Source organism: Bradyrhizobium sp. 63_E2_N1_3 (assembly GCF_052076005.1).
Classification (GTDB): domain Bacteria; phylum Pseudomonadota; class Alphaproteobacteria; order Rhizobiales; family Xanthobacteraceae; genus Bradyrhizobium; species Bradyrhizobium barranii.
On sequence record NZ_CP197235.1, the window covers coordinates 1,807,919 to 1,828,518 of the forward strand.

At 64.1% G+C, this 20,600-nt stretch carries 22 protein-coding genes; 12 read left to right on the forward strand and 10 right to left on the reverse strand.

What is annotated here, in order from left to right:
* Positions 1 to 20: 20 nt before the first annotated feature.
* On the reverse strand, positions 21 to 1,718 hold the full coding sequence (locus AB7531_RS08460) for a GMC family oxidoreductase (protein WP_063981339.1): 1,698 nt from the start codon (positions 1,716 to 1,718) through the stop codon (positions 21 to 23).
* A gap of 262 nt (positions 1,719 to 1,980) precedes the next feature.
* On the opposite strand from AB7531_RS08460, the gene AB7531_RS08465 reads away from it, so the two are divergent.
* The gene (locus AB7531_RS08465; RefSeq protein ID WP_063981340.1) at positions 1,981 to 2,733 is read left to right on the forward strand and encodes a metallophosphoesterase family protein; all 753 of its coding nucleotides are present in this window, start codon (positions 1,981 to 1,983) and stop codon (positions 2,731 to 2,733) included.
* Between the two features lie 15 nt (positions 2,734 to 2,748).
* Here the strand turns inward: AB7531_RS08465 and AB7531_RS08470 are convergent, their stop codons facing one another.
* Genes AB7531_RS08470 through AB7531_RS08480 form a run of 3 tightly spaced genes read right to left on the reverse strand, consistent with a single transcriptional unit; the run spans position 2,749 to position 6,102 of the window.
* The gene (locus AB7531_RS08470) at positions 2,749 to 3,381 is read right to left on the reverse strand and encodes a hypothetical protein (RefSeq protein WP_063981341.1); all 633 of its coding nucleotides are present in this window, start codon (positions 3,379 to 3,381) and stop codon (positions 2,749 to 2,751) included.
* 8 nt (positions 3,382 to 3,389) lie between these two features.
* Positions 3,390 to 5,639, reverse strand: coding sequence for a xanthine dehydrogenase family protein molybdopterin-binding subunit (locus tag AB7531_RS08475; protein ID WP_063981342.1), 2,250 nt, complete (start codon positions 5,637 to 5,639; stop codon positions 3,390 to 3,392).
* Between the two features lies 1 nt (position 5,640).
* A complete protein-coding gene (locus AB7531_RS08480; RefSeq protein WP_167768222.1) occupies positions 5,641 to 6,102 on the reverse strand; it encodes a (2Fe-2S)-binding protein in 462 nt (153 codons plus the stop codon).
* Between AB7531_RS08480 and AB7531_RS08485 the strand changes: the two genes are divergently transcribed.
* The gene (locus tag AB7531_RS08485; protein ID WP_135216107.1) at positions 6,101 to 6,319 is read left to right on the forward strand and encodes a hypothetical protein; all 219 of its coding nucleotides are present in this window, start codon (positions 6,101 to 6,103) and stop codon (positions 6,317 to 6,319) included. The two genes, AB7531_RS08480 and AB7531_RS08485, sit on opposite strands and share 2 nt — an antisense overlap.
* Before the next feature lie 16 nt (positions 6,320 to 6,335).
* Here the strand turns inward: AB7531_RS08485 and AB7531_RS08490 are convergent, their stop codons facing one another.
* From AB7531_RS08490 to AB7531_RS08505, 4 genes are read right to left on the reverse strand one after another with little or no spacing between them, the layout of a single operon-like run.
* Positions 6,336 to 7,064 (reverse strand): aspartate/glutamate racemase family protein, encoded by a 729-nt coding sequence (locus AB7531_RS08490; RefSeq protein ID WP_063981343.1) that lies wholly within the window; start codon positions 7,062 to 7,064, stop codon positions 6,336 to 6,338.
* A gap of 39 nt (positions 7,065 to 7,103) precedes the next feature.
* Positions 7,104 to 7,862 carry an amino acid ABC transporter ATP-binding protein gene (locus AB7531_RS08495; RefSeq protein WP_063981344.1) on the reverse strand — a complete coding sequence of 253 codons (759 nt, stop codon included), beginning with the start codon at positions 7,860 to 7,862 and terminating at the stop codon, positions 7,104 to 7,106.
* On the reverse strand, positions 7,859 to 8,521 hold the full coding sequence (locus AB7531_RS08500; RefSeq protein ID WP_063981345.1) for an amino acid ABC transporter permease: 663 nt from the start codon (positions 8,519 to 8,521) through the stop codon (positions 7,859 to 7,861). Before AB7531_RS08500 ends, AB7531_RS08495 begins: the two co-directional genes overlap by 4 nt.
* A 10-nt stretch (positions 8,522 to 8,531) precedes the next feature.
* Complete coding sequence (locus AB7531_RS08505) at positions 8,532 to 9,368, reverse strand: transporter substrate-binding domain-containing protein (RefSeq protein ID WP_063981346.1); 837 nt, start codon at positions 9,366 to 9,368, stop codon at positions 8,532 to 8,534.
* 237 nt (positions 9,369 to 9,605) lie between these two features.
* Here AB7531_RS08505 and AB7531_RS08510 point away from each other — a divergent pair, with 237 nt between their 5' ends.
* The 10 genes from AB7531_RS08510 (at position 9,606) to AB7531_RS08555 (ending at position 18,917) form a co-directional block, all read left to right on the forward strand.
* Positions 9,606 to 10,523 carry an NAD(P)-dependent oxidoreductase gene (locus AB7531_RS08510; RefSeq protein ID WP_063981347.1) on the forward strand — a complete coding sequence of 306 codons (918 nt, stop codon included), beginning with the start codon at positions 9,606 to 9,608 and terminating at the stop codon, positions 10,521 to 10,523.
* A 15-nt stretch (positions 10,524 to 10,538) separates the two neighbouring features.
* Complete coding sequence (locus AB7531_RS08515; protein WP_063981348.1) at positions 10,539 to 10,892, forward strand: RidA family protein; 354 nt, start codon at positions 10,539 to 10,541, stop codon at positions 10,890 to 10,892.
* Between the two features lie 9 nt (positions 10,893 to 10,901).
* Positions 10,902 to 12,128 carry a pyridoxal phosphate-dependent aminotransferase gene (locus tag AB7531_RS08520; protein ID WP_063981349.1) on the forward strand — a complete coding sequence of 409 codons (1,227 nt, stop codon included), beginning with the start codon at positions 10,902 to 10,904 and terminating at the stop codon, positions 12,126 to 12,128.
* Positions 12,125 to 13,786 carry a thiamine pyrophosphate-binding protein gene (locus tag AB7531_RS08525; protein WP_063981350.1) on the forward strand — a complete coding sequence of 554 codons (1,662 nt, stop codon included), beginning with the start codon at positions 12,125 to 12,127 and terminating at the stop codon, positions 13,784 to 13,786. Before AB7531_RS08520 ends, AB7531_RS08525 begins: the two co-directional genes overlap by 4 nt.
* Positions 13,787 to 13,789: 3 nt before the next feature.
* A complete protein-coding gene (locus AB7531_RS08530; protein WP_063981351.1) occupies positions 13,790 to 15,055 on the forward strand; it encodes an NAD(P)/FAD-dependent oxidoreductase in 1,266 nt (421 codons plus the stop codon).
* Between the two features lie 9 nt (positions 15,056 to 15,064).
* Complete coding sequence (locus tag AB7531_RS08535) at positions 15,065 to 15,808, forward strand: aspartate/glutamate racemase family protein (protein WP_014492734.1); 744 nt, start codon at positions 15,065 to 15,067, stop codon at positions 15,806 to 15,808.
* Positions 15,809 to 15,916: 108 nt separating this feature from the next.
* Complete coding sequence (locus tag AB7531_RS08540; RefSeq protein ID WP_245328552.1) at positions 15,917 to 16,621, forward strand: GntR family transcriptional regulator; 705 nt, start codon at positions 15,917 to 15,919, stop codon at positions 16,619 to 16,621.
* Between the two features lie 326 nt (positions 16,622 to 16,947).
* The gene (locus AB7531_RS08545) at positions 16,948 to 17,490 is read left to right on the forward strand and encodes a thiamine pyrophosphate-binding protein (RefSeq protein ID WP_063981353.1); all 543 of its coding nucleotides are present in this window, start codon (positions 16,948 to 16,950) and stop codon (positions 17,488 to 17,490) included.
* Positions 17,490 to 18,080: a thiamine pyrophosphate-dependent enzyme gene (locus AB7531_RS08550; RefSeq protein ID WP_441279929.1), complete on the forward strand. Its 591-nt coding sequence runs from the start codon at positions 17,490 to 17,492 to the stop codon at positions 18,078 to 18,080. The genes AB7531_RS08545 and AB7531_RS08550 overlap by 1 nt, the downstream gene beginning before the upstream one ends.
* Before the next feature lie 57 nt (positions 18,081 to 18,137).
* Positions 18,138 to 18,917, forward strand: a complete 780-nt coding sequence (locus AB7531_RS08555) for an SDR family NAD(P)-dependent oxidoreductase (RefSeq protein ID WP_063981355.1) — start codon at positions 18,138 to 18,140, stop codon at positions 18,915 to 18,917.
* A 4-nt stretch (positions 18,918 to 18,921) separates the two neighbouring features.
* On the opposite strand, the gene AB7531_RS08560 is transcribed toward AB7531_RS08555, so the two are convergent.
* Both AB7531_RS08560 and AB7531_RS08565 read right to left on the reverse strand, forming a co-directional pair.
* Positions 18,922 to 19,749 (reverse strand): carbohydrate ABC transporter permease, encoded by an 828-nt coding sequence (locus AB7531_RS08560; RefSeq protein WP_081369148.1) that lies wholly within the window; start codon positions 19,747 to 19,749, stop codon positions 18,922 to 18,924.
* Entirely contained in the window at positions 19,746 to 20,594 is an 849-nt protein-coding gene (locus AB7531_RS08565; protein WP_063981356.1) for a carbohydrate ABC transporter permease, read from the reverse strand. Before AB7531_RS08565 ends, AB7531_RS08560 begins: the two co-directional genes overlap by 4 nt.
* Between the last annotated feature and the right edge of the window lie 6 nt (positions 20,595 to 20,600).

Consider the following 20,600-nt stretch of genomic DNA (forward strand, 5'->3'; position numbering starts at 1 on the left):
TGCCCGGCAGTCGCTAGCGTTCACTGCACCATCGCCGCAGCGATCTTCTCCGCCGACATCAGCACCGGGAAATTGGTATTGGCGCATGGCACCACGGGGAAGATCGAGGCGTCGACGACGCGCAGGCCCTGAACGCCTTTGACGCGGCCTTGATTATCGACCACCGCCATCGGATCGTCGGCCCGGCCCATGCGGCATGAGCACGAGGCGTGCCACACCCCGATGGTCGCCTTGCGGACGAAGGCTTCCAGCGCATCGTCGTCGTTCATCACCTGGTCGAAGGTGAAACCTTCGACGACGAAATTGTCGATCAGGTAGTGGCGCAGCGCCGCCGGCCCGTCCATCAAGGTCGCGGCGATCTTGGTCAGGATCCTGTTCTTGGTATTGACCACGCCGATCTTGCGCACCTTGTCCGTATAGGCGGCCGGAAACGGCTTGTCCGTCACCGCTTTCACCACGTCGCTCATCTGCACGGCCGCCATCTTGCGGAAGCCGCTCATCAGGCGATCGAGGTCGCGGCGGTCGGACAGCAGATTGAACTCGACGATCGGCTCGGCGGCGGGATCGCGCGAGGCGAGCTTGACCTGTCCGGTCTCGGAATAGGTCTTGTTGACGAAGGTCAGCAGCGAGCCGATCTGCTCGCCGACCGCGTGCCAGGCCGATTTGCTGAGCAGGACGACGAACATGTCGCCCTTCGGTACGCCCGACAGCCCGGATGAATAACGCAGGCCAAGCTGCATGTGGCGCCTGGTGTGCTCGTTCATGCGCGCGCCGCGGCGGACAAAGGACGACAGCGAAATCGAGGGATGATCCATCAGGCGCTGACCGACGCCTGTCAGCCCCATCAGGACCGGAATGCCCATATCCTTGAGGTGACCGACCGGGCCGATGCCGGCGCGCAGGAGATGCGCCGGCGAATGGATGGCGCCGCTGGACAGGATGATCTCGCGGCCTCGGAATTCCTGTTCCCGTCCGTCGACCATCGCCTTCACGCCGACGCATTGCGTGCCTTCGAACAGCAGCTCCCTGACCTGCGTGTTGGTGGAGATGGTGAGATTGGCGCGCTTGCGCGTGTCACGATCGAGATAACCCATCGCGGCCGAGACGCGTTGCTCGGCCTGATTGGAATGCGTCACCGGAAAATAGCCGTCGACGAACTCGCCGTTCTGGTCCGGCACGAACTGATGGCCGGCCTGCTGGAAGGCGTCGGCGAACGCCTGCGAATGCCGCGTCCAGTGCTCACGCGGAATTCTGCGTACCGGAATTCGGCCGTTCTTGCCGTGGTACGGGCCGTCGAAATCGAGGTCGCGCTCGACCTTCTTGAAGAAGGGCAGCACGTCGTTCCAGCTCCAGCCGTCGGCGCCCCGCGCGTCCCATTCATCGTAGTCGGTCGGTGCGCCGCGGTTGGCCATCTGGCCGTTGATCGACGAGCCGCCGCCGAGCACGCGCGCCTGCTCGTATTTGCGTAAAGGAGGACGCGCTTCGTTCGGATTGTTGTGGCTGACGATCTGGGTCGTGACCTTGAGTTCGGTCCAGTGGAAGCGGGGATCGAAATAGGCCGTGCCCGGATAGCTGTCCCTGATCTCGGCGGGCTCGTTGCCGGGCGGTGTGTCCTGTCCGGCCTCGCACAGCAGGACCTTGTTCGCGCTCTTTGCGGAGAGCCGGTGGGCCAGCACGGACCCCGCCGAGCCGCCGCCGACGATAATGAAGTCGTACACGATTGGCGTTTCCTCTTGGTCTTGTCCGGGAAACGTAGCGTGTTATTTTCCCGAGGTCACGTCGGCATTGCCGCGACAGTTCGTAACTCGCATTGCTTGCCTGGCAACCACGATCGTGTAATTCTTCTGGCAGCGCCGATTTGATCCTCAGCTTGCGGGCGCTTCTACAAATGCAGCTAAAGAGACGTAGCTAAATTGACTAGCCAGTCCTGCATCCCCCGCATAGCGAGAACGATCGGCCATTCCGAATGGGAGGGGCCAAATGAGATTTGCTGCCATCGCGGATGTGCATGGGAATCGTCCGGCACTTGAAGCCGTCCTTGCGGACATTGCCATGCTCGGCATCGCTGAGGTCGTGAACCTCGGCGACCACGTCAGTGGCCCGCTCGAGGCAGCCAGGACCGCGGACCTGTTGATGGCGAGGGGCTTTCCGTCGATACGGGGCGACCAAGATCGAATCCTCGTCGAGCTCTGGCAGGCCGGCGGCTCCGCTCGCAGCGATTTCCGTCAGCTCGCGCGCAAGCACTTCGACTGGATGGCAAGCATGCCGTCCACGCTCATGTACAAGGGACGGGTGTTCCTGTGCCATGGATCGCCAAGGGATGACGCAGCTTTCTGGCTCGACCACATCGCCGACGACGGCTGCCCGCGTCCGAGCGGCATCGACGCGATCGAGGCTGAAGCTGAGGGGATCGACGCCGAGATCATCCTGTGCGCCCACACCCACATTCCGCGCGTGGTGCGTTTGAGGGATGGACGTCTGGTCGTGAATCCCGGCAGCGTCGGGTTGCCCGGTTATGACGGGAAGGCGCCCGTTCCTTACGTGGTCGAGGTCGGTACGCCGCATGCGTGCTACGCGATTCTGGAGCATGCCGGCGCAGACTGGTCCGCGACGATCCGCTACGTGCCCTACGACACCTCGGCTATGGCCGCACTGGCGCGCAGCAAAGGCATGCTCAGCTGGGCAAGCGCGATTGCGACGGGTTGGGTTCAGCGCGAGCAGGCCTGCCGCTAGGCAACAGCAAGACCGTCAGTTCGGACACGGTTGTCCCGCAGCGCCCCACAGGGCCATGTCCTTGACGTGGTCCTCGAAGGTGCCCGGTGGGGTCGTGCGGCCAGCTCCGGGCGCCCATCCGCGCGGGATGAAGCCGTTCAGCGATGCGTCGTGCCGTAGATGCGCCAGCAGGCCCACAGCGTCGCGGCCGCCATTGCGCTTGGGGTCCTTCAGCTGCGTACAGATCTCGGCGCCGCTCTTGCCGAACCAGATGAACTCGACTGGCGCCAGCTGCCAGTCGATACCGGCACGCGGCGGTGACGGCGCCGGGTCGTTCGCCTGGGTAGAGGTCATGTGACAGGTCGAGCAGGCAACCTTCTCGGCCCCGATGCGGCTGTCGCCGCCGTGGATGTTCATGCCGTGGACGCGCGGCCTGGTTTCGCCTGCCGGCGTCCAGATCGGTATGGCCTTGGCGTCGACGTGGCAGTTGGCACAGCGCGGATGGGTCACCACGGCTTCAATCCGCTTCCAGGCCTCCAGACCTTCGGCGCGGCTGACGCTGCCCGGCGGCAAAGCGTCCTTGTTCGCTTCGTCCTTGGCCGCGACAATCCCGGTGAGAGCCGCAATTGTCGAAGCGGCGAAAGCGAGCACAATGAGAGAACTCTTCATGGCTCGCCTCACACGAAATCGATGAACTTGTTGAAAGGCATTTCGCGGATGCGCTGCCCGGTCGCGGCGAAGATCGCGTTGGCGAGTGCGGGGGCGGCTGGCGGAACAGGCGGCTCTCCGACGCCTCTCACCTTGGGATCGTTCTCGAGCCCGCGAACTTCGATGACGGGGCATTGGTAGATCCGCATCGCTTCGTGGTGATTGTAATTGGTCTGCTGCACCGCGCCCTTGGCGTAGGTGAGCTCGCAATTGATGGCGTGGCCGAGGCCCCAAATGACGCCGCCCTGCACCTGGTTCTCGAAGTTGACGGGATCGACCACCTTGCCGACGTCGACAGCGACCCAGACCTTGTCGATCCTTATGCCTCGCTCCGTCTTCGTGACTTCGACGACTTCGGCTGTCGGCGTGCCGAAGGATTCAACGAACGCGACGCCGCGGCCCCTACCGTTTCCGAGTGGTCCCTTCCAGTCCGACATTTCCGCGACCGTTTCCAGCACCTTGCGATAATGCGGCACGGTGCACATCACGATGCGCGCCTTCATGGGATCGAGACCCGCCGCGTGGATCAGCTCGTCGATGAAGCTCTCGGTAAAGAAGCCCGATGTCGAGGCGCCGACCGACCGCCACGTGGTGCTCGGCGAAAGCCCCTGCGCCTCGTAGCTTGTGGCCCGGAAATTGGGGATGTCGTAATAGACATTCCACAGGCCGGCAGCCAATTGCCCGTCGGGATCCTTCGAGGGTGTGCCCGAACGCTCGAGCAGCCCCTTGAGCGGAGCAGTCGAGGCCAGTTGCAGATCGGCTGCGACGATCTTGCTCTTGTCGATGCTGCCTCGGTGCCGGGCGATCGCGATCTGCCGCGGAATGTCCTGGAGGAAATCCTCCTCGCGCGAGAACACCAGCTTGATCGGCGTTCCCTTCATCTGATTGGCGATCTCGGCGACAACGCGGACGTTCTCGTATTCGAGACGGTGGCCGAAGCTTCCACCCGTCCACTGATTGTGGAAGGTGACCTGTTCCGGCTTGAGGCCGATCGCCGTCGCCGCGACATATTGCACGAAACGGGGGCTCTGATGGCCGACCCAGATCTCCATCCCCTTGTCGGTGACGAGGCCGATCCCGTTCAACGGCTCGAGCGGCTGATGCCCCACATAGGGCGCGCGATATTCGGCCTCGACAAGCTTGCCCGTCTTCAGCCCGGCTTCGATATCGCCGGTCTTCCGCCACTCCTTGCCCAGGAATTCAGGCTTGAACGAGGATTCAAGAACCTTCCAATGATCCGCCTGCTCGGCGGGATAGGCCGAGGGCGCCCACTCGCAAGTGACGGCGTCAACCGCCTTCATCGCGTACCAGCTGTTCGTGGCGATCACCGCGACGCCATTCTTGATTTCCAGGATCTTCTTGACCCCCGGCATCGATCGCGCCTTGCTGGCGTCGTATGACTTCAGGGGTTGGCCCTTGCCAGGGTTCAGCTTGACGGCGGCATAGAGCATGCCGTCCATCTTCTGGTCGATGCCGAACTTCAGCTCGCCCATGACCTTCGCGCGAACGTCGAGGCGCATCATCGGCTTGCCCAGCATGCGCCATTTCGACGGATCGCGCGGCTTGGCATCGAGCACCGGCGGAATCTTTGCGGCGTCCACGGAGAGATCGACGTAGGCGATCTTGGTGCCGTTGGGCAGGATCACATGGCCTGATTGGGTGCGCAGGTCGGCCACGGCGACACCCGAACGCTTGGCAGCGGCGGCCTTCAGCGTCTCGCGCGCGACCGCGCCGGCAACGCGCAGCTTTTCATAGGTGTCCGGCAGCGTGCTCGACCCGCCGGTCATCTGCAGGCCGGACTCTCTCAGCCATTCGAGCGTCTTGGCGCGCGCTTCCTCGGCGGCGGGACTTTGGTCCGCAGCCACGAACGGTGCGAACTCGTCGGCAAAACCGGTGTTGAAATAGGCGGGGCTGGGGCCGGCGAAGCGAACTTCGAACTGGCCGGGATCGAGGTCCATCTCTTCGGCGATCATGATCGGCTGCACCGAGCCGACGCCCTGGCCGATATCGGCGTGCTGGGCGATCAGCGTGATTTTTTCGGGGCTGATCTCGACCCAGGGATTGAAGGTCACGGAGTTCGGCCCGAGACTGGTGCTCAGGGGATTGTCACTGGCAGTCGCGGCTTGTGCTGCGTCGCTATAGGAACCGAACGCGATGCCGCCAGCCACGGCGGCGGAACCGAAAACGAAAGTGCGGCGGGAAAGCGTCTGAAGTCCCATTTCACTTCCCCACCATCTTTGCGGCAGCCGCGTGGATCGCGGTGCGAATGCGCGGGTAGGTGCCGCAACGGCAGAGGTTGCCGGACATCACTTCGTTGATGTCCTCGTCCGTCGGCTTGTCGATCAATCCAAGCAGCGAGATGGCCTGCATGATCTGGCCGGTCTGGCAGTAGCCACACTGCGGAACCTGATGTTCGATCCAGGCCTGCAGAACGGGATGCTGCTCCCTGTTGTCCAATCCTTCGAGCGTGACGACCGACTTGCCGGCGAGATCGCCAATGCGGGCCTGGCAGGATCGCACGGCGGCTCCGTCGATCTGGACGGTGCAGGCACCGCATTGCGCGACGCCGCAGCCATATTTCGGACTGGTGATGCCGAGCTCGTCGCGGAGCACCCAGAGCAGGGGCATCTCGGGAACGACGTCGACCTGGCGCTTGGTCCCGTTGACCGTGAGCTCGATCATGTCGATGTTCCTTTCGCGCGTCCTCGCGGGACGTGAGGTCGAACAGGCACGCTCCAGCGAGCGTCGTCGAAGGTTGGACCGGCGTGGTCAGCGTGCCGCGCAAGCGCCGATGCTGTCAAACGACGACCCCGCAGCATTTGCGAATTCGCACGAAGAGTATGGTGTGAATTTTTGCCGCGCCTTTGGCGCGATTGACAATCGATTCAATTGCCGCTGATCGTCTGGAAGGGCGATCAGGGCAGGAACGGCACCGGATTGGCCGCGCGGTAGACCAGATTGATCAACGTGTTGATGTCGAACACCGGAAGGCCCGAGACTTCGGCAACGTCCTTCGAGAACGGGCACATGTTGGTGCATTCGAACAGGATCGCACCCGGGTTTTTGCAGGACGCCATGAAGGCTTCCGTCATCTCGATCATCTCGGCGCGCAGCACGTCGGTGTCCAGTTCCTCGCGGCCGAGAATGTAGGTTGCGGGAAACTGCGCATCGGGCTTCATGCCCTGGATCTGGACGGGGATCTCGTCCGGCGACCAGCCGACACCGCGGAAATGCCCCTCGTTCATGTGGTGGCCGCGTTCGGTGAAGATGCCGATGACCTTGCCCGGCGGCAGCATGGCATGGATCAACGGTGCCTGGATCAGGCTCGAGGTGAAGACCGGGATGTTCACGGCGGCCGCGAGCTGTTTCTGGAATGGCGCGAGGAAGCCGCAGCTCGTCGTGATCGCCTTGACGCCGTCGGCTTCCAGCTCGCGGGCCGCCGCGATGAACGGCTCGAGCAGGGCGGGATCGGGGTGGTCACCCATGATCCTTGTGGCGTGTGCGCCGCGCACGATCTTGTAGCGCACCGGGAAATCATAGGAGAGCGCATTGCCGATGTCGCCGCGCGGGCGCGGGAAGCGGGTATCGAGCATCAGGATGCCGATCGTCTCGCCGTAATTCGTGAAGCCGCCGCGGAGTTTCATGGGTGTCCCCACCGATTCGGAATGGTCTTGCCAGGCAGTCTAATGCGTCTCGTGAAACCGGCTGAGAAAGGACTTCAGCCGTTCGCTGCGGGGCTGGCGGATGGTCTCTTCGGGCGTGCCGATCTCGGCCATGATGCCGTCGTTCATGAAGCCGACGCGGGTGGAGACGTCGGCGGCGAAGGCCATCTCGTGCGTCACCAGCACCATGGTCATGCCTTCGCTCGCAAGGCTGCGGATGACGGACAGGACTTCGCCGACGAGTTCGGGATCGAGCGCCGAGGTCGGCTCGTCGAACAGCATCACGTCTGGCTTCATCGCGAGCGCACGCGCGATCGCGACGCGCTGCTTCTGGCCGCCGGAGAGGCGGCTCGGAAAGGCGTCGGCCTTGTCGGCGAGGCCGACCTTGGCGAGCAAATCGCGGCCAAGCGCATCGGCGTCGTTTCGCGCCATGCCCTTCACCTGCACCGGCCCCTCTGTGACGTTGGCGAGCACCGACATGTGCGGGAACAGGTTGAAATGCTGGAACACCATGCCGACGCTGCGCCGAAGCAGCGCGAGCTGCGCATCGCCGGCGGCGCGCATGCCCTTGCCGAAGGCGAATTTATGCGTGCCGATGGCAAGCTCACCCTGCTGCGGCATTTCCAGGAGGTTCAGGCAGCGCAGGAAGGTGGATTTGCCCGAGCCGGAGGCGCCGATCAAGGTGACGACCTCGCCGCGGGCGACCGAGAGCGAGACGCCCTTGAGCACCTCATGGTCGCCGAACGCCTTGTGGATGTTGTCAGCGATCAGAGCACTCATCGATGCGCTCCCATTTTCAGCTCGACCCGGTCGGCGACCAGCGTCAGCGGGAACAGCACGACGAAATAAAGTATGGCGATCGTGGTGTAGACCTCGAGCGGCTTGTAGCTCGACGCCGTGATGACTGTGCCCTGATAGAGGAGGTCGCCGACCGCGACCACCGACACCAGCGAGGTGTTCTTCAGCTGCATGATGGTCTGGTTGATGAAGGAGGGGATCATCACCTGCGTCGCCTGCGGCAGCACGATGCGGCGAAAGATCTTGCCGCGGCGCATGCCGATGGCGCGGCCGGCCTCCCACTGGCCGGTGTCGACGGCTTCGATGCCGCCGCGGAAGATTTCCGCATAGAACGAGCCGGCATAGAGCGACAGCGCGATGAAGCAGGCCATCGCCGGCGACATGTCGACGCCGATCAGCACGGGCAGGGCGTAGTAGACCCAGATCAGCTGCACCAGCAGCGGCGTGCAGCGGAACACCTCGATATAGAGACGCAACGGCACCGTGACCCAGCGCGGTGCCGTCGTGCGCAGGATGCCGACGAACAGTCCGATGGCGAGACCCGCGACCACCGTGGTCACCGTGTAATACACGGTGACCAGGAGCCCTTGGCAGATCAGGCCCCAATACGGCTTGAGCGCCGCGAAGTCCCAGACGTACATCGATCGACCGTCAGAACTGCACTTCGGGCGGGAGATCGTCGACGGTGAGGCCGACCGCCTCAAAACCCTTGAGCATCCATTCGCGGGTCTGGCCCATCGCGCGGTTGTAGTCGGCCCAGGCGCTGAGGAAATCCTTGTAGCGGCGGTCGCTCTCGGCGCGGATACCCATGTTGGTCGGCAGCGTCAGCAGCGGCCGCGGAATGGCGAGATCGCCGAGGTTCGGATTCTTCTTCAGGGTCGAGACCGAGAGCACGGCCAGCGAGACGTTGCAGTCGGCGCGGCCGGTCGCAACCGCCAGGATCGCCTCGTCGCGGTTCTTGAAGCCGAGGATGGTCGCCTTCGGACAGTAGCGGCGCGCGATCGTCTCATGGGTCGAGCCGATGTCGACGGCGATCTTGACCTCGGGCTTGTTGAGCTCGGCCCAGGTCTGCGGCTTGGCAAAGCCCTTCTTGGTGATGACGGTGAAGGAGTGCACCAGGATCGGCGTCGAGAAGTCGATGACGAGCGCGCGCTCCGGCGTCGGGTTCACGGCGAAGGCGAGGTCGACCTTGTCGGCCTGGAGATCGAGGATCTGGTTGCCCCAGGTCGATTCCAGCGTCTCGACCTTGGCGCCCAGCTTGCCGGCGATGTCCTTGGCCATGTCGATGCAGGCGCCCGACCATTCGTTGGTGGCGAGGTCCTTATGGAAATAGGGCTCCTGGCCGACGATGACGGCGACGCGCAGCACGCCATTCTTCTTGATGCGGTCGAGCGTGGAGGCCGGCGCATCGGCCCTGGCCGAGCCGCTCGCGGCGGCGATCGCTGCGCCTGCCAGCGCGACTGTGGTGAGAGCATCCCTGCGATTCATGGTCTTTGTCTCCCTGGAATCTGGGTCGGATCGTGTCCGGCCTCTGGACTATTTCTGTATTCAGGATAAAATGCAATACGGTATTTCGAGTTGCTGGCCATTTGGGCGGCAAGGCAGAAATGAGCCCAATATCTTGGCAGGATTGCGCAAAATTCCTGATAGGGTGGGGTTGTAAATTGCATTTAAGTCTGAATACAAGACTGAACGCAATGTGGAAGTGAGCTGAAGGAGAGGCCTGTGCGCGCCCTATTCGTCGATGCGAACGAGACCCTGGCAGCGGTGACCGACAAGCTGCTGGCCTCGCAGAAGCTGCCGGTCAGCATCAACCGCAATCCCTCGATCAAGCCCGACGATCTGCCCGGCCTGCTCGGCGATGCCGAGATCATGATCGTCGACCACACGGCGGTGCCATCAGCGATTGCCGAGAAGTGCGCGAAGCTGAAGCACGTCGTCTTCCTCGGCACCGGCGCGCGCAGCTACATGAATCCGGAAGAGCTCGCCGAGCGCGGCATCTCCGTCCACACCATCAAGGGTTATGGCGATACGGCCGTTGCCGAATGCGCGATCGCGCTGATGTGGGCGTCTGCGAAGAGCTTTGGCGAGATGGATCGCGGCATGCGCGAGGGCAACTGGCTGCGCCGTGACGCGGTTCAGCTCACCGGCAAGACGCTCGGGCTGATCGGTTTCGGCGGCATCGCCGCGGAAGCCGCGCGCATGGCGGCGGGCTGCGGCATGAAGGTGATCGCCTGGAACCGGACGCCGAAGACGCATCCGGGCGTCGAGTTCGTCTCGCTGGAGAAGCTGCTCGCCGACAGCCACGTCGTCTCGCTGCACCTCCTGCTCAACGACGAAACCAAGGGTTTCCTGTCGCGCGAGCGCATCGCACAGATGCGCCCCGGCAGCATTCTGATCAACACGGCGCGCGGCGCTGTGGTCGATGAAGACGCAATGCTGGATGCGCTGCGCTCCGGCCACATCGCCCATGCCGGCCTCGACGTCTTCACCGTCGAGCCGCTGCCGGCGGGGCATCCCGTAACCAAGCTGCCGAACGTGACGCTGTCGGCGCATTCGGCGTTCCGCACGCCCGAGGCGAGCGACAACCTCATCGGCGCGGCGCTCGACCACTGCCGCCGCATCATCGCCACCGGCAAGTAAAGTTAAGGACATCCCATGTCTGATATCACCCGCATCGACCAGAACGCCCGCCGCAGCCGCGCTTCCGTGTTCGGCGATCTCGTTTTCCTCGCAGGTCAGGTGGCGGACACCAAGACCGCTGATATCACCCAGCAAACGAAAGAGGCGCTGGCGAAGGTCGACGACATGCTGGCGCGCGCCGGCACCGACAAATCGCGCCTGCTCAGCGTGCAGGTCTGGCTTAGGAACATGGACGATTTCGACGCCATGAACGCGGTCTATGATGCCTGGGTCGTGCCGGGCAACACGCCGACCCGCGCCTGCGGCAAGGTCGAGCTCGCCGATCCCGCCTTCCGTATCGAGGTGATCGCAATCGCCGCACGTAGTTGAGGCTCGGCCGTGACTGTCCAGGCGCCCGCATCGACCTTCCGCCCCGCGCAGCGCATCAGCGCGATCGGTGTCTCCGAGATCTTGAAGATCGGTGCGGTCGCGCAGCGGCTCAAGCGCGAGGGGCGGCCGGTGATCGTGCTGGGCGCCGGCGAGCCTGACTTCGATACGCCCGACCATGCCAAGGACGCGGCCGAGCGCGCCATCCGCGCCGGCCAGACCAAATACACCATCCTCGACGGCACGGTGGAATTGAAGGCGGCCATCGCCGAGAAATTCCGCCGCGAGAACGATCTCGTCTATGCCGCCGACGAGATCACCGCAGGCGCCGGCGCCAAGCAGGTGATCCACAACGCCTTCATGGCGACGCTCAGTCCCGGCGACGAGGTCATCCTGGCCGCGCCTTACTGGACCAGCTATGCCGACATGGTGCGGATCGCCGACGGCACGCCGGTGGACGTGCTTTGTCGCGAGGAGAACGGCTTTCGCCTCGATGCCGCCGATCTCGAACGCGCGATCACGCCGAAGACGCGCTGGCTGCTGCTGAACTCGCCGTCCAATCCGACCGGAGCCGCCTATTCGGCCGCGCAGCTTCGCCCGATCCTGGATGTGCTCAAGCGCCATCCGCATGTCTGGTTGATGGCGGACGATATCTACGAGCACCTGATCTATGACGGCATGCCGTTCGTGACCGCAGCGGCGCTCGAGCCGAGCCTGAAATCACGCACGCTGACCGTGAATGGTGTTTCCAAGGCCTACGCCATGACCGGCTGGCGCGTCGGCTATGGCGGCGGTCCGCGCGAATTGATCGCAGCGATGGCGGTGGTGCAGAGCCAGAGCACGACCAATCCCTCCTCGGTGAGCCAGGCCGCTGCGATCGCCGCGCTGACCGGCCCGCAGGATGTCCTGATCGAACGCCGTGCCGCGTTCCAGCGCCGCCGAGACATCGTGGTCGATGCGCTCAACGCCATCGACGGCGTCACCTGCCGCCGGCCGGAAGGTGCGTTCTATACCTATGCGAGCTGCGCCGGCCTGATCGGTCGCCGCACGCCGGATGGGACCGTTATCGATAGCGATGCCGCGTTCTGCCGCTTCCTGCTGGAGAGGCATGACGTGGCCGTGGTGCCGGGCAGCTGTTTCGGCCTTGCACCTTATTTCCGCCTGTCCTACGCCACCTCGGAACAAAACTTGCGCGAGGCCGTGATGCGCATCGCCAAAGCCTGCAGGGAGCTGTCATGACCATTCGCAACACCCGCACCGGGGGCCAGATCCTGATCGATCAGCTCGTCGCCCAAGGCGTCGAGCGCGTCACCTGCGTGCCGGGCGAGAGCTACCTCGCGGCACTCGACGCGCTGCATGACAGCCCGATCGACGTCGTGATCTGCCGCGCCGAGGGTGGTGCTGCGATGATGGCGGAAGCCTATGGCAAGCTCACCGGCCGTCCCGGAATCTGCTTCGTCACCCGCGGCCCCGGCGCCACCAATGCCAGCCACGGCGTCCACATCGCGATGCAGGATTCGACGCCAATGATCCTGTTCGTCGGACAGGTCGACACCGGCATGCGCGAGCGCGAGGCGTTCCAGGAGCTCGACTACAAGGCGGTGTTCGGCACCATGGCGAAATGGGCGGTCGAGATCGATCGCCCCGATCGCATTCCGGAGCTGGTCGCGCGTGCCTTCCGCGTCGCCATGCAGGGCCGTCCGGGTCCCGTGGTGATCGCGCTGCCGGAGAACATGCTGACCGAAACAGCCGCCGTTGCCGATGCCATGCGCGTCGAGCCGGCGGTGAGTTGGCCCGCGCCCGCTGACATCGAGCAGGTCAGTGCGATGCTGGCGAGTGCCAAGGCGCCGCTCGTCATCCTCGGCGGCTCGCGCTGGACGGATGAGGCGACCAAGAGCATCGCGCGCTTCGCCGAACGGTTCGACCTGCCGGTCGCGACCTCGTTCCGCCGGGCCTCGCTGATCGACGCCGATCATTCGCATTATGCCGGCGATCTCGGCATCGGGCCGAGCCCGGGCCTGAAGGCGCGTATCGATGGCGCCGACGTCATTCTCCTGATCGGCGGCCGCATGTCGGAGATGCCGTCTTCGTCCTACACGCTGCTCGACATTCCGACCCCGCAGCAGAAGCTGATCCACGTGCACCCGGGCTCCGAAGAGCTCGGCCGCATCTATCAGCCGGCGCTCGCGATCCAGGCGACGCCCGCCGCGTTCGCCGCCGCCGTCGAGGCGCTGAAGCCCGCTGGCGCCGTTGCCTGGAAGGGCGAGGCCGCCAAGGCGCACGCCGATTACCTCGCCTGGACCGACAAGGCGCGTGAGCTGCCGGGCACATTCCAGTACGGTCAGGTCATGACCTGGCTCCGCGACCGCCTGCCGAAGGACGCGATCGTCTGCAACGGCGCCGGCAACTATGCCGGCTGGATCCATCGCCATCACCGTTTCCACAGCTTTGCCGCCCAGCTCGCGCCGACTTCGGGCTCGATGGGATATGGCGTGCCGGCTGCGGTGCTTGCAAAGCGGCAATATCCGGATCGCGTCGTCGTCGCCTTTGCCGGTGATGGCTGCTTCCTGATGAACGGCCAGGAGTTCGCGACCGCCGTGCAGTACGATGCGCCGCTGGTGGTCATCGTCGTCGACAATTCGCAATACGGCACCATCCGTATGCACCAGGAGCGTGATTATCCCGGCCGCGTGGTCGGAACTCAGCTTAAGAACCCTGACTTTGCGATGTATGCGAAGGCATTCGGTGGCCATGGCGAGCGCGTCGAGCGCACCGAAGAGTTTGCGCCGGCGTTCGAGCGCGCGCTCGCTTCGGGCAAGCCGTCGATCCTCCACTGCATCATCGATCCGCGCGCGATCTCGGTCGGCAAGGATTTCGCGCCGGCGGTGAAGGCGTAGCCGATGTCGGAAGGCCGCCACGTCGCTATCATCGGAGCCGGCGCGGTCGGCGTGATCAGCGCCATCGAGGCGCTGCGCGAGGGGCATCGCGTCACGCTGATCGACGCAGGCGAGCCCGGTGGCGAACAGGCGGCGAGCTACGGCAATGCCGGCTGGCTCTCCTCCCATTCGGTGATTCCGCCGGCCGAGCCGGGCCTCTGGAAGAAGGTGCCGGGTTATCTGATGGACCCGCTCGGCCCGCTCGCGATCCGCTGGTCTTACTTGCCGAAGGCGCTGCCCTGGCTGATCAAGTATTTGCTCTCGGGCTGGACCGAGGCACGGGTCGAGAAGACGGCGTTTGCGCTGCGCGATCTGCTGAAGGACGCGCCGCTGCTGCACAAGAAGCTCGCGGAAGAAGCGGGCGTGCCCGAGTTGGTCGAGCGCAACGGCGTGATGCACGTATTCCCGTCGCGCGGCAATTTCGACAGCAATCTCGGCTGGCGCCTGCGCAAGAAGGTCGGCGTCGAATGGATGGAGCTGAGCGCCGACGAGATGCGTCAGCGCGAGCCGGATCTGCATCCGCGCTACACCTTTGGCGTGGTGGTGGAGGAAGCCGGCCGCTGCCGCGATCCCGGCGCTTACGTTGCGGCGCTGGCCCAGCATGCGCTCGCGAGCGGTGCCAAGCTCGTTCATGCCAGGGCGACCGGTCTGAAGCTTTCAGGCAACAAGCTCGTTGCCGTTCTCACCGAGACCGGTGAGATTGCTTGCGATGCCGCGGTGGTCGCCGCCGGCGCGCGGTCAAAACAGCTCACCGCATCCGTCGGCGATCCCTTGCCGCTCGAAACCGAGCGCGGCTATCACGTCATGATCGAGAACCCGGAATCGGGTCCGCGCAGCTCGATGATGGCGTCCGACGTCAGCATGGTGGTGAACTGGACCGACAAGGGCCTGCGCGCCGCCGGCACGGTCGAGATCGCGGGCCTCGAGGCCGCGCCGAACTGGAAGCGCGCCGAAATCCTGCGCAACAACCTCTTCAGCATGTTCCCGAAACTGCCGAAGGACATTCCCCCCTCGCGCATCAAAACCTGGTTCGGCCATCGGCCGAGCATGCCGGACGGCCTTCCCTGTATCGGCCATGCGCGTGCCTCGCGCGATATCGTCTACGCCTTCGGCCATGGCCATGTCGGCCTGGTCGGATCGGCCCGCACCGGCCGTCTGGTCGCGCAGCTTCTGAGCGGCAAGCAGCCGGAGATTCCGCTCGCGCCGTTCGCGCCCACTCGCTTCCTCTGAGAACGCAACATGACCTATCCAGCCAACTCGTCCTCTCGCATCGCCCGCGGCGGCAAGGCCATCTATGGCGCGCCGCTCGGCATCTTGATGCTGGAAGCGCGCTTTCCCCGCATTCCCGGCGACATGGGCAACGGCACGACCTGGCCGTTCCCCGTGCTCTATCGGGTGGTGAGCGGCGCGTCGCCGGAGAAGGTGGTGCTGAAGGGCGCCGCCGGCCTGCTGCCTGACTTCATCGATGCGGCGAAGGACCTCGTCCGGCTGGGCGCGGAAGCCATCACCACCAATTGCGGCTTCCTCTCGCTGTTTCAGAAGGAGATCGCGGCCGCCGTCGGCGTTCCCGTTGCGACCTCGTCGCTGATGCAGGTGCCGTGGGTGCAGGCGACCTTGCCCCCAGGCAAGCGTGTCGGCCTCGTCACGGTCTCGGGCTCGACCTTGACGCCGGCCCATCTCGAAGGCGCCGGCGTGCCGCTCGATACGCCACTGGTCGGCACCGAGCACGGCAAGGAATTTTTTCGCGTCCTGATCAAGGCCGAGAAGGACGACATGGATGTGGCCCAGGCCGAGCGTGACGTGGTCGAGGCGGGCAAGGAGCTGGTCGCGAAAAATCCGGATGTCGGCGCCATCGTGCTCGAATGCACCAACATGCCGCCTTATGCGGCAGCTCTGCAGGCCGAAGTTGGACTGCCGGTCTACGACATCTATTCCATGATCACCTGGTTTCATGCTGGACTGCGCCCGCGCGCGTTTGCCTGAGTCCGGCTGTCGCAAAGCTCTGCACAAGATGTGCTAGGCAGCTGTTTGGATTGCAATCGTCCATACAGCCCCGGTATATTGGGCTGTGTTCGGGCATGAATGCAGCTTATGAAGAGCAACGTGGAACTGGCTTCCGATAGTATCGTCGATCGCGTCTATGAACAGCTCAAGGCGATGGCCGTGAGCTATGAGTTCAAGCCGGGCGAACGGCTCAACGAGGGCGAGCTGGCAAAACGCCTCGGCGTCAGCCGCACGCCGCTGCGCGAAGCGCTCAACCGTCTCAACACCGAAGGCTTCCTGCGCTTCACGCCGGGCAAGGGTTTTTTCTGCCGCGAGCTCGACGCGCACGAGATCTTCGATCTCTACGAGCTGCGCAAGTCGATCGAGGTCGCCTCGGTCCGCCTCGCCATCAAGCGCGCCAAGGACGAGGACATCGACGCGCTGCTGAAATTCCTCGAAGCCACCGGTCCCGATCCCGGCGAGCGCTCCTCGGTGGAGCTGGTCGAGCTCGACGAGACCTTTCACGAGCGGCTGATGGCGATGTCGAACAATGCCGAGATGCTGCGCGTGCTCCGCAACGTCAACGCCCGCATCCGCTTCGTCCGCTGGATCGACATGGACAGCATCAACCGTTCCAACACCCAGGCCGAGCACCGCGCGGTCGTCGAAGGACTGAAGGCGCGCGACGAAGAGGCCTGCGTCTCGGTGCTGGAGAAGCACATCGACCGCCGATTAGATCGCATCACCTCGGCGATCAAGGAAGGCTACGCGCAGATCTACATGCCGGCTGCGGCAAGGTCCGCGGCGAATTGAGTCGCTAGTCCAAGCGACAGTGTCTCTTCCCTTCTCCCCTTGTGGGAGAAGGTGGCGCGAAGCGCCGGATGAGGGGTATCTCTCCGCGCATATCGATGCATATGAATGCGCCGAGAGATACCCCTCACCCCAATGAGTTTGTATCTTCCTGCGGTGATGCCCTCTCCCGCAAGGGGAGAGGGCGCAGTCATGCGCATCGTGCTCTGGTCCAGGCGACAACGGAAAAGGCAGCTATACAATCCTTCAATACCTGATCGTGCCAGACGGTCAGAGCTTTCGCGCGGACTATTCGCTAGGGTCCGCTCGAATTTCACGGAGACCTCGCGGTGCACAGCCCTCAACCGAATCCTGAAACGCGCAGCAGCGACGACTGGCCGTCCGAGCTCTATCGTATCCTCAAAGCCGCCGACGTCAGGCAAATGTCCTACGTTCCCGATGCCGGCCATAGCCAGCTCATCCGCATGTTCTCGGCCGACCGCGACGTCACCACCAACGTGCTGACGACCGAGGAGGAGGGTATTGCGATCGCCGCCGGCGCCTGGCTCGGCGGGCAGCGCAGCGTGCTGCTGATGCAGTCGAGCGGCGTCGGCAATTGCATCAACATGCTGTCGCTGTCGGCGATCGGCCGCTTTCCCCTGCTGATGCTGGTGACGATGCGCGGTGAATGGGCCGAGTTCAATCCCTGGCAGGTGCCGATGAGCCGAGCGACGCAGCCCTCGCTGGAGGCGATCGGCCTGAAGGTGATGCGCGCGGAGACGGCGGAAGATCTGGTCGAGACCGTCGAATCGGCGGCATCGCTCGCCTACGAGTCCGATCAGCAGATCGCGGTTCTGATCGGGCAGCGCCTGATCGGCAAGAAGAAGTGGTGATGCCGATGCAAGCTCAACTCGATCGTCGCGCCGCTGTCGCCGCGCTCCTGAAAGACCGCAAGGACGCGCTGGTCGTCTCCGGTCTCGGCTCGCCCACCTACGACCTGCATTCCGTGGGGGATCACGACGGCAATTTTTATCTCTGGGGCGCAATGGGTGGTGCCGCGTTGATCGGGCTTGGGCTCGCGCAGGCGCAGCCGGGCAAGCGCGTCCTTGCGTTGACGGGCGATGGCGAGCAGTTGATGGGTCTCGGCGGCATCGCCACCATCGGCGTCGCGCGTCCGCGCAATCTCGACATCGTCGTGATCGACAATCAGCATTTTGGCGAGACCGGCATGCAGGCGAGCCACACCGGCCGCGGCGTCGATCTCACGGCAATTGCCGCCGCCTGCGGCTTTGCCGCAACCGGAACCGTGCGGACGCTCGAGGAGGTACAACGCCTCACCGCGCAGATCGCCGAGCCGGCCGATGGCCCGCGGCTTTTTGTCGTCAAGGTTCTGGCGGAAAATCCGCCGCGCTCGCTGCCCTCGCGCGATGCCGTCTTTATCAAGAACCGGTTCCGTGCTCATGTCGGCTTCGCGGCGGCTTGAACCGGGGCCTTCTCCGGGATAGCTCGCTGCCCAAGCAGCTATCCTGGAGTGAGACCCATGAAACTATCCGGCAAGGTCGCCGTCATCACCGGCGCGGCGCGCGGCATCGGCAAGGCGTGCGCAAAGCGGTTCCTCGACGACGGCGTCAAGGTCGTCATCTCGGACGTCGATACGGATGAGCTCGAGAAGACGGTCAACGAGCTGGGCAAGCCCAAGGAATTGTATGCCGTGCCATGTCACGTCGCGCGGCGTGCGGACGTCGATCGCGCGGTCGCGACCGCGGTCAGGGAATTCGGCCGGCTCGACATCATGGTCAACAATGCCGGCGTCGCCCGCAACCGCGACATCCTGGAGATTTCGGAAGAGGAATTCGACGAAATCATCGGCATCAACCTGAAGGGCGCGTTCTTCGGCGTGCAGGCCGCGGCCAAGCAGATGATCGCGCAGGGCGGCGGCGGGGTCATCATCAACATGTCCTCGGTGAACGCACTGCTTGCGATCCCGACGCTTGCGACCTACGCCATCTCCAAGGGCGGTATGAAGCAGCTGACCTCGGTCGCCGCCGTCGCGCTCGCCCCGCACAACATCCGCGTCGTCGCGGTCGGGCCGGGCACGATTTTGACCGACATGGTGGCGTCTTCCATCTACACCTCGGAGGATGCCCGCAAGACGGTGATGTCACGCACGCCGGCCGGACGTGGCGGCGAGCCGAGCGAGGTGGCTTCCGTCGTGGCGTTCCTTGCGAGTGATGACGCGTCTTACATCACCGGGCAGACGATCTATCCGGATGGCGGGCGGTTGATCCTGAACTACACGGTGCCGGTGAAGGATAAGTAGGGCTTCAAGACTTCACCGCGCCCGACGTCATGCCGTCGATGAACTGACGCTGCAGCAGCACGAAGATCGCAACGATCGGCAGCACGATGGTGACGGCTGCGGCCAGCATCTCGCCCCAGTCGGTCGAATACTGGCCGGTCAGATTGTAGAAGCGCACGATCGCGGTGACGTTGCTGTCGTTCTGCAGGAACGTCACGGCGATGACGAACTCGTTCCAGGCGTTCAGCCCGACGATGATGGCGACCGTGAGCAGCCCGGGCCGCATCATCGGCAGGATCACGTACCAGAAGGTCTGCCACGGCTTTGCGCCGTCAACTTGAGCTGCTTCCTCGAGCGCGACGGGAATCGCGAGCGCGTATGTCCGCAAGAGGAAAATCGCAAACGGCGAGAACATCGCCGTGTAGATCAGTGCCACCGCGGGGATCGAATTGACCAGCCCGAGCTTCGCGAAGATGAAGTAGAGCGGGTAGAGATAGAGCTGCACGGGCACGGTGATCGTGGCCATGAAGTAAAAGGTGATGAAGCGCCAGAATTTCCCCTTCTGCCGCGCCAGCACATAGGCGCAGGGCGTCGCGGTGACGCACACCATCAGAATGGTCAGGATCGCGACTTCGGCACTGTGCAGCAGGCTCGGGCCGAGTTGGGCGTTGCGCCAGGCGGAGGAAAAATTCTCCCAGTGCAACTGGGTCGGCAGCGCGAGCGGATTGCTGCCGATCTCGACCGTCGTCTTCAGTGCGTTCATCACGGCGAGCACGATCGGCAGCAGCGAGCTGAACGATGCGATACCGATCAGCCCGAGGCTGAATGTCCTGCTCCAGCGATCCCCGATCATGTCGATTGCGCGTCGTCGGTGATCTGGAGCCAGAGATAGACGGCGGTGGCACACAGGCCGAACAGGCTCATGACGCAGGCGGCGGCTGCAGCCTGGCCGACGTCGCCTTCGAAGAAGGCGTGGCGGTAGGCAAATGTTGCCAGCACCTCGCTGCCATAGGCGGGGCCGCCGCGGGTGACAATGAAGATGAATTCGAAGACCTGGAACGACCAGATCACGGTCAGAATCAGCATCAAGGTCAGGGTCGGGCGGATGCCCGGGATCAGAACGTAGCGGAACAAAGCAAAGAAGCCGGCTCCGTCGAGCCGCGCGGCTTCGATCTGGTCGATGCTGATCTGCCGCATCGCCGACAGGAACACGACCGCGAGAAATCCCCACCAGTGCCAGATGTCGACCGCGGCGACAGCATAGAGCGAGCGGTCGGGATCGGCGAGGGGATCGGAGATCGAAAAGCCGTGCTCGTTCAACCAGGCGACGACGCCGGTCGCGGGGCTGAAGATCATGCCCTGAAAGATGCGGCCCGTGACTGCGACAGCGATGATGCGCGGCAGGAAGATGATGGACTGGACCACGATGCGCGCCTTCGGCGCCATCAGCAGCGCCGCTGCCATCACGAGCGCGAGGCAGACCGGCACGGTGAGGAAGATCGCCGTCCAGATGAAGTTATTTGTCAGCGCCGACCAGAACACGGGATCGGCGAACATGTTCTGGAAGTTGGTCAGTCCCGCCCACGCCGGCTTTCCGACACCGTCCCACATGAAGAACGCCGCCGTGAATGTCAGCACGGCGGGAACCAGGATGATGCAGACGTTAATCAGGAGCGCTGGAAGCGCGAAGAGCCACATCGTGCG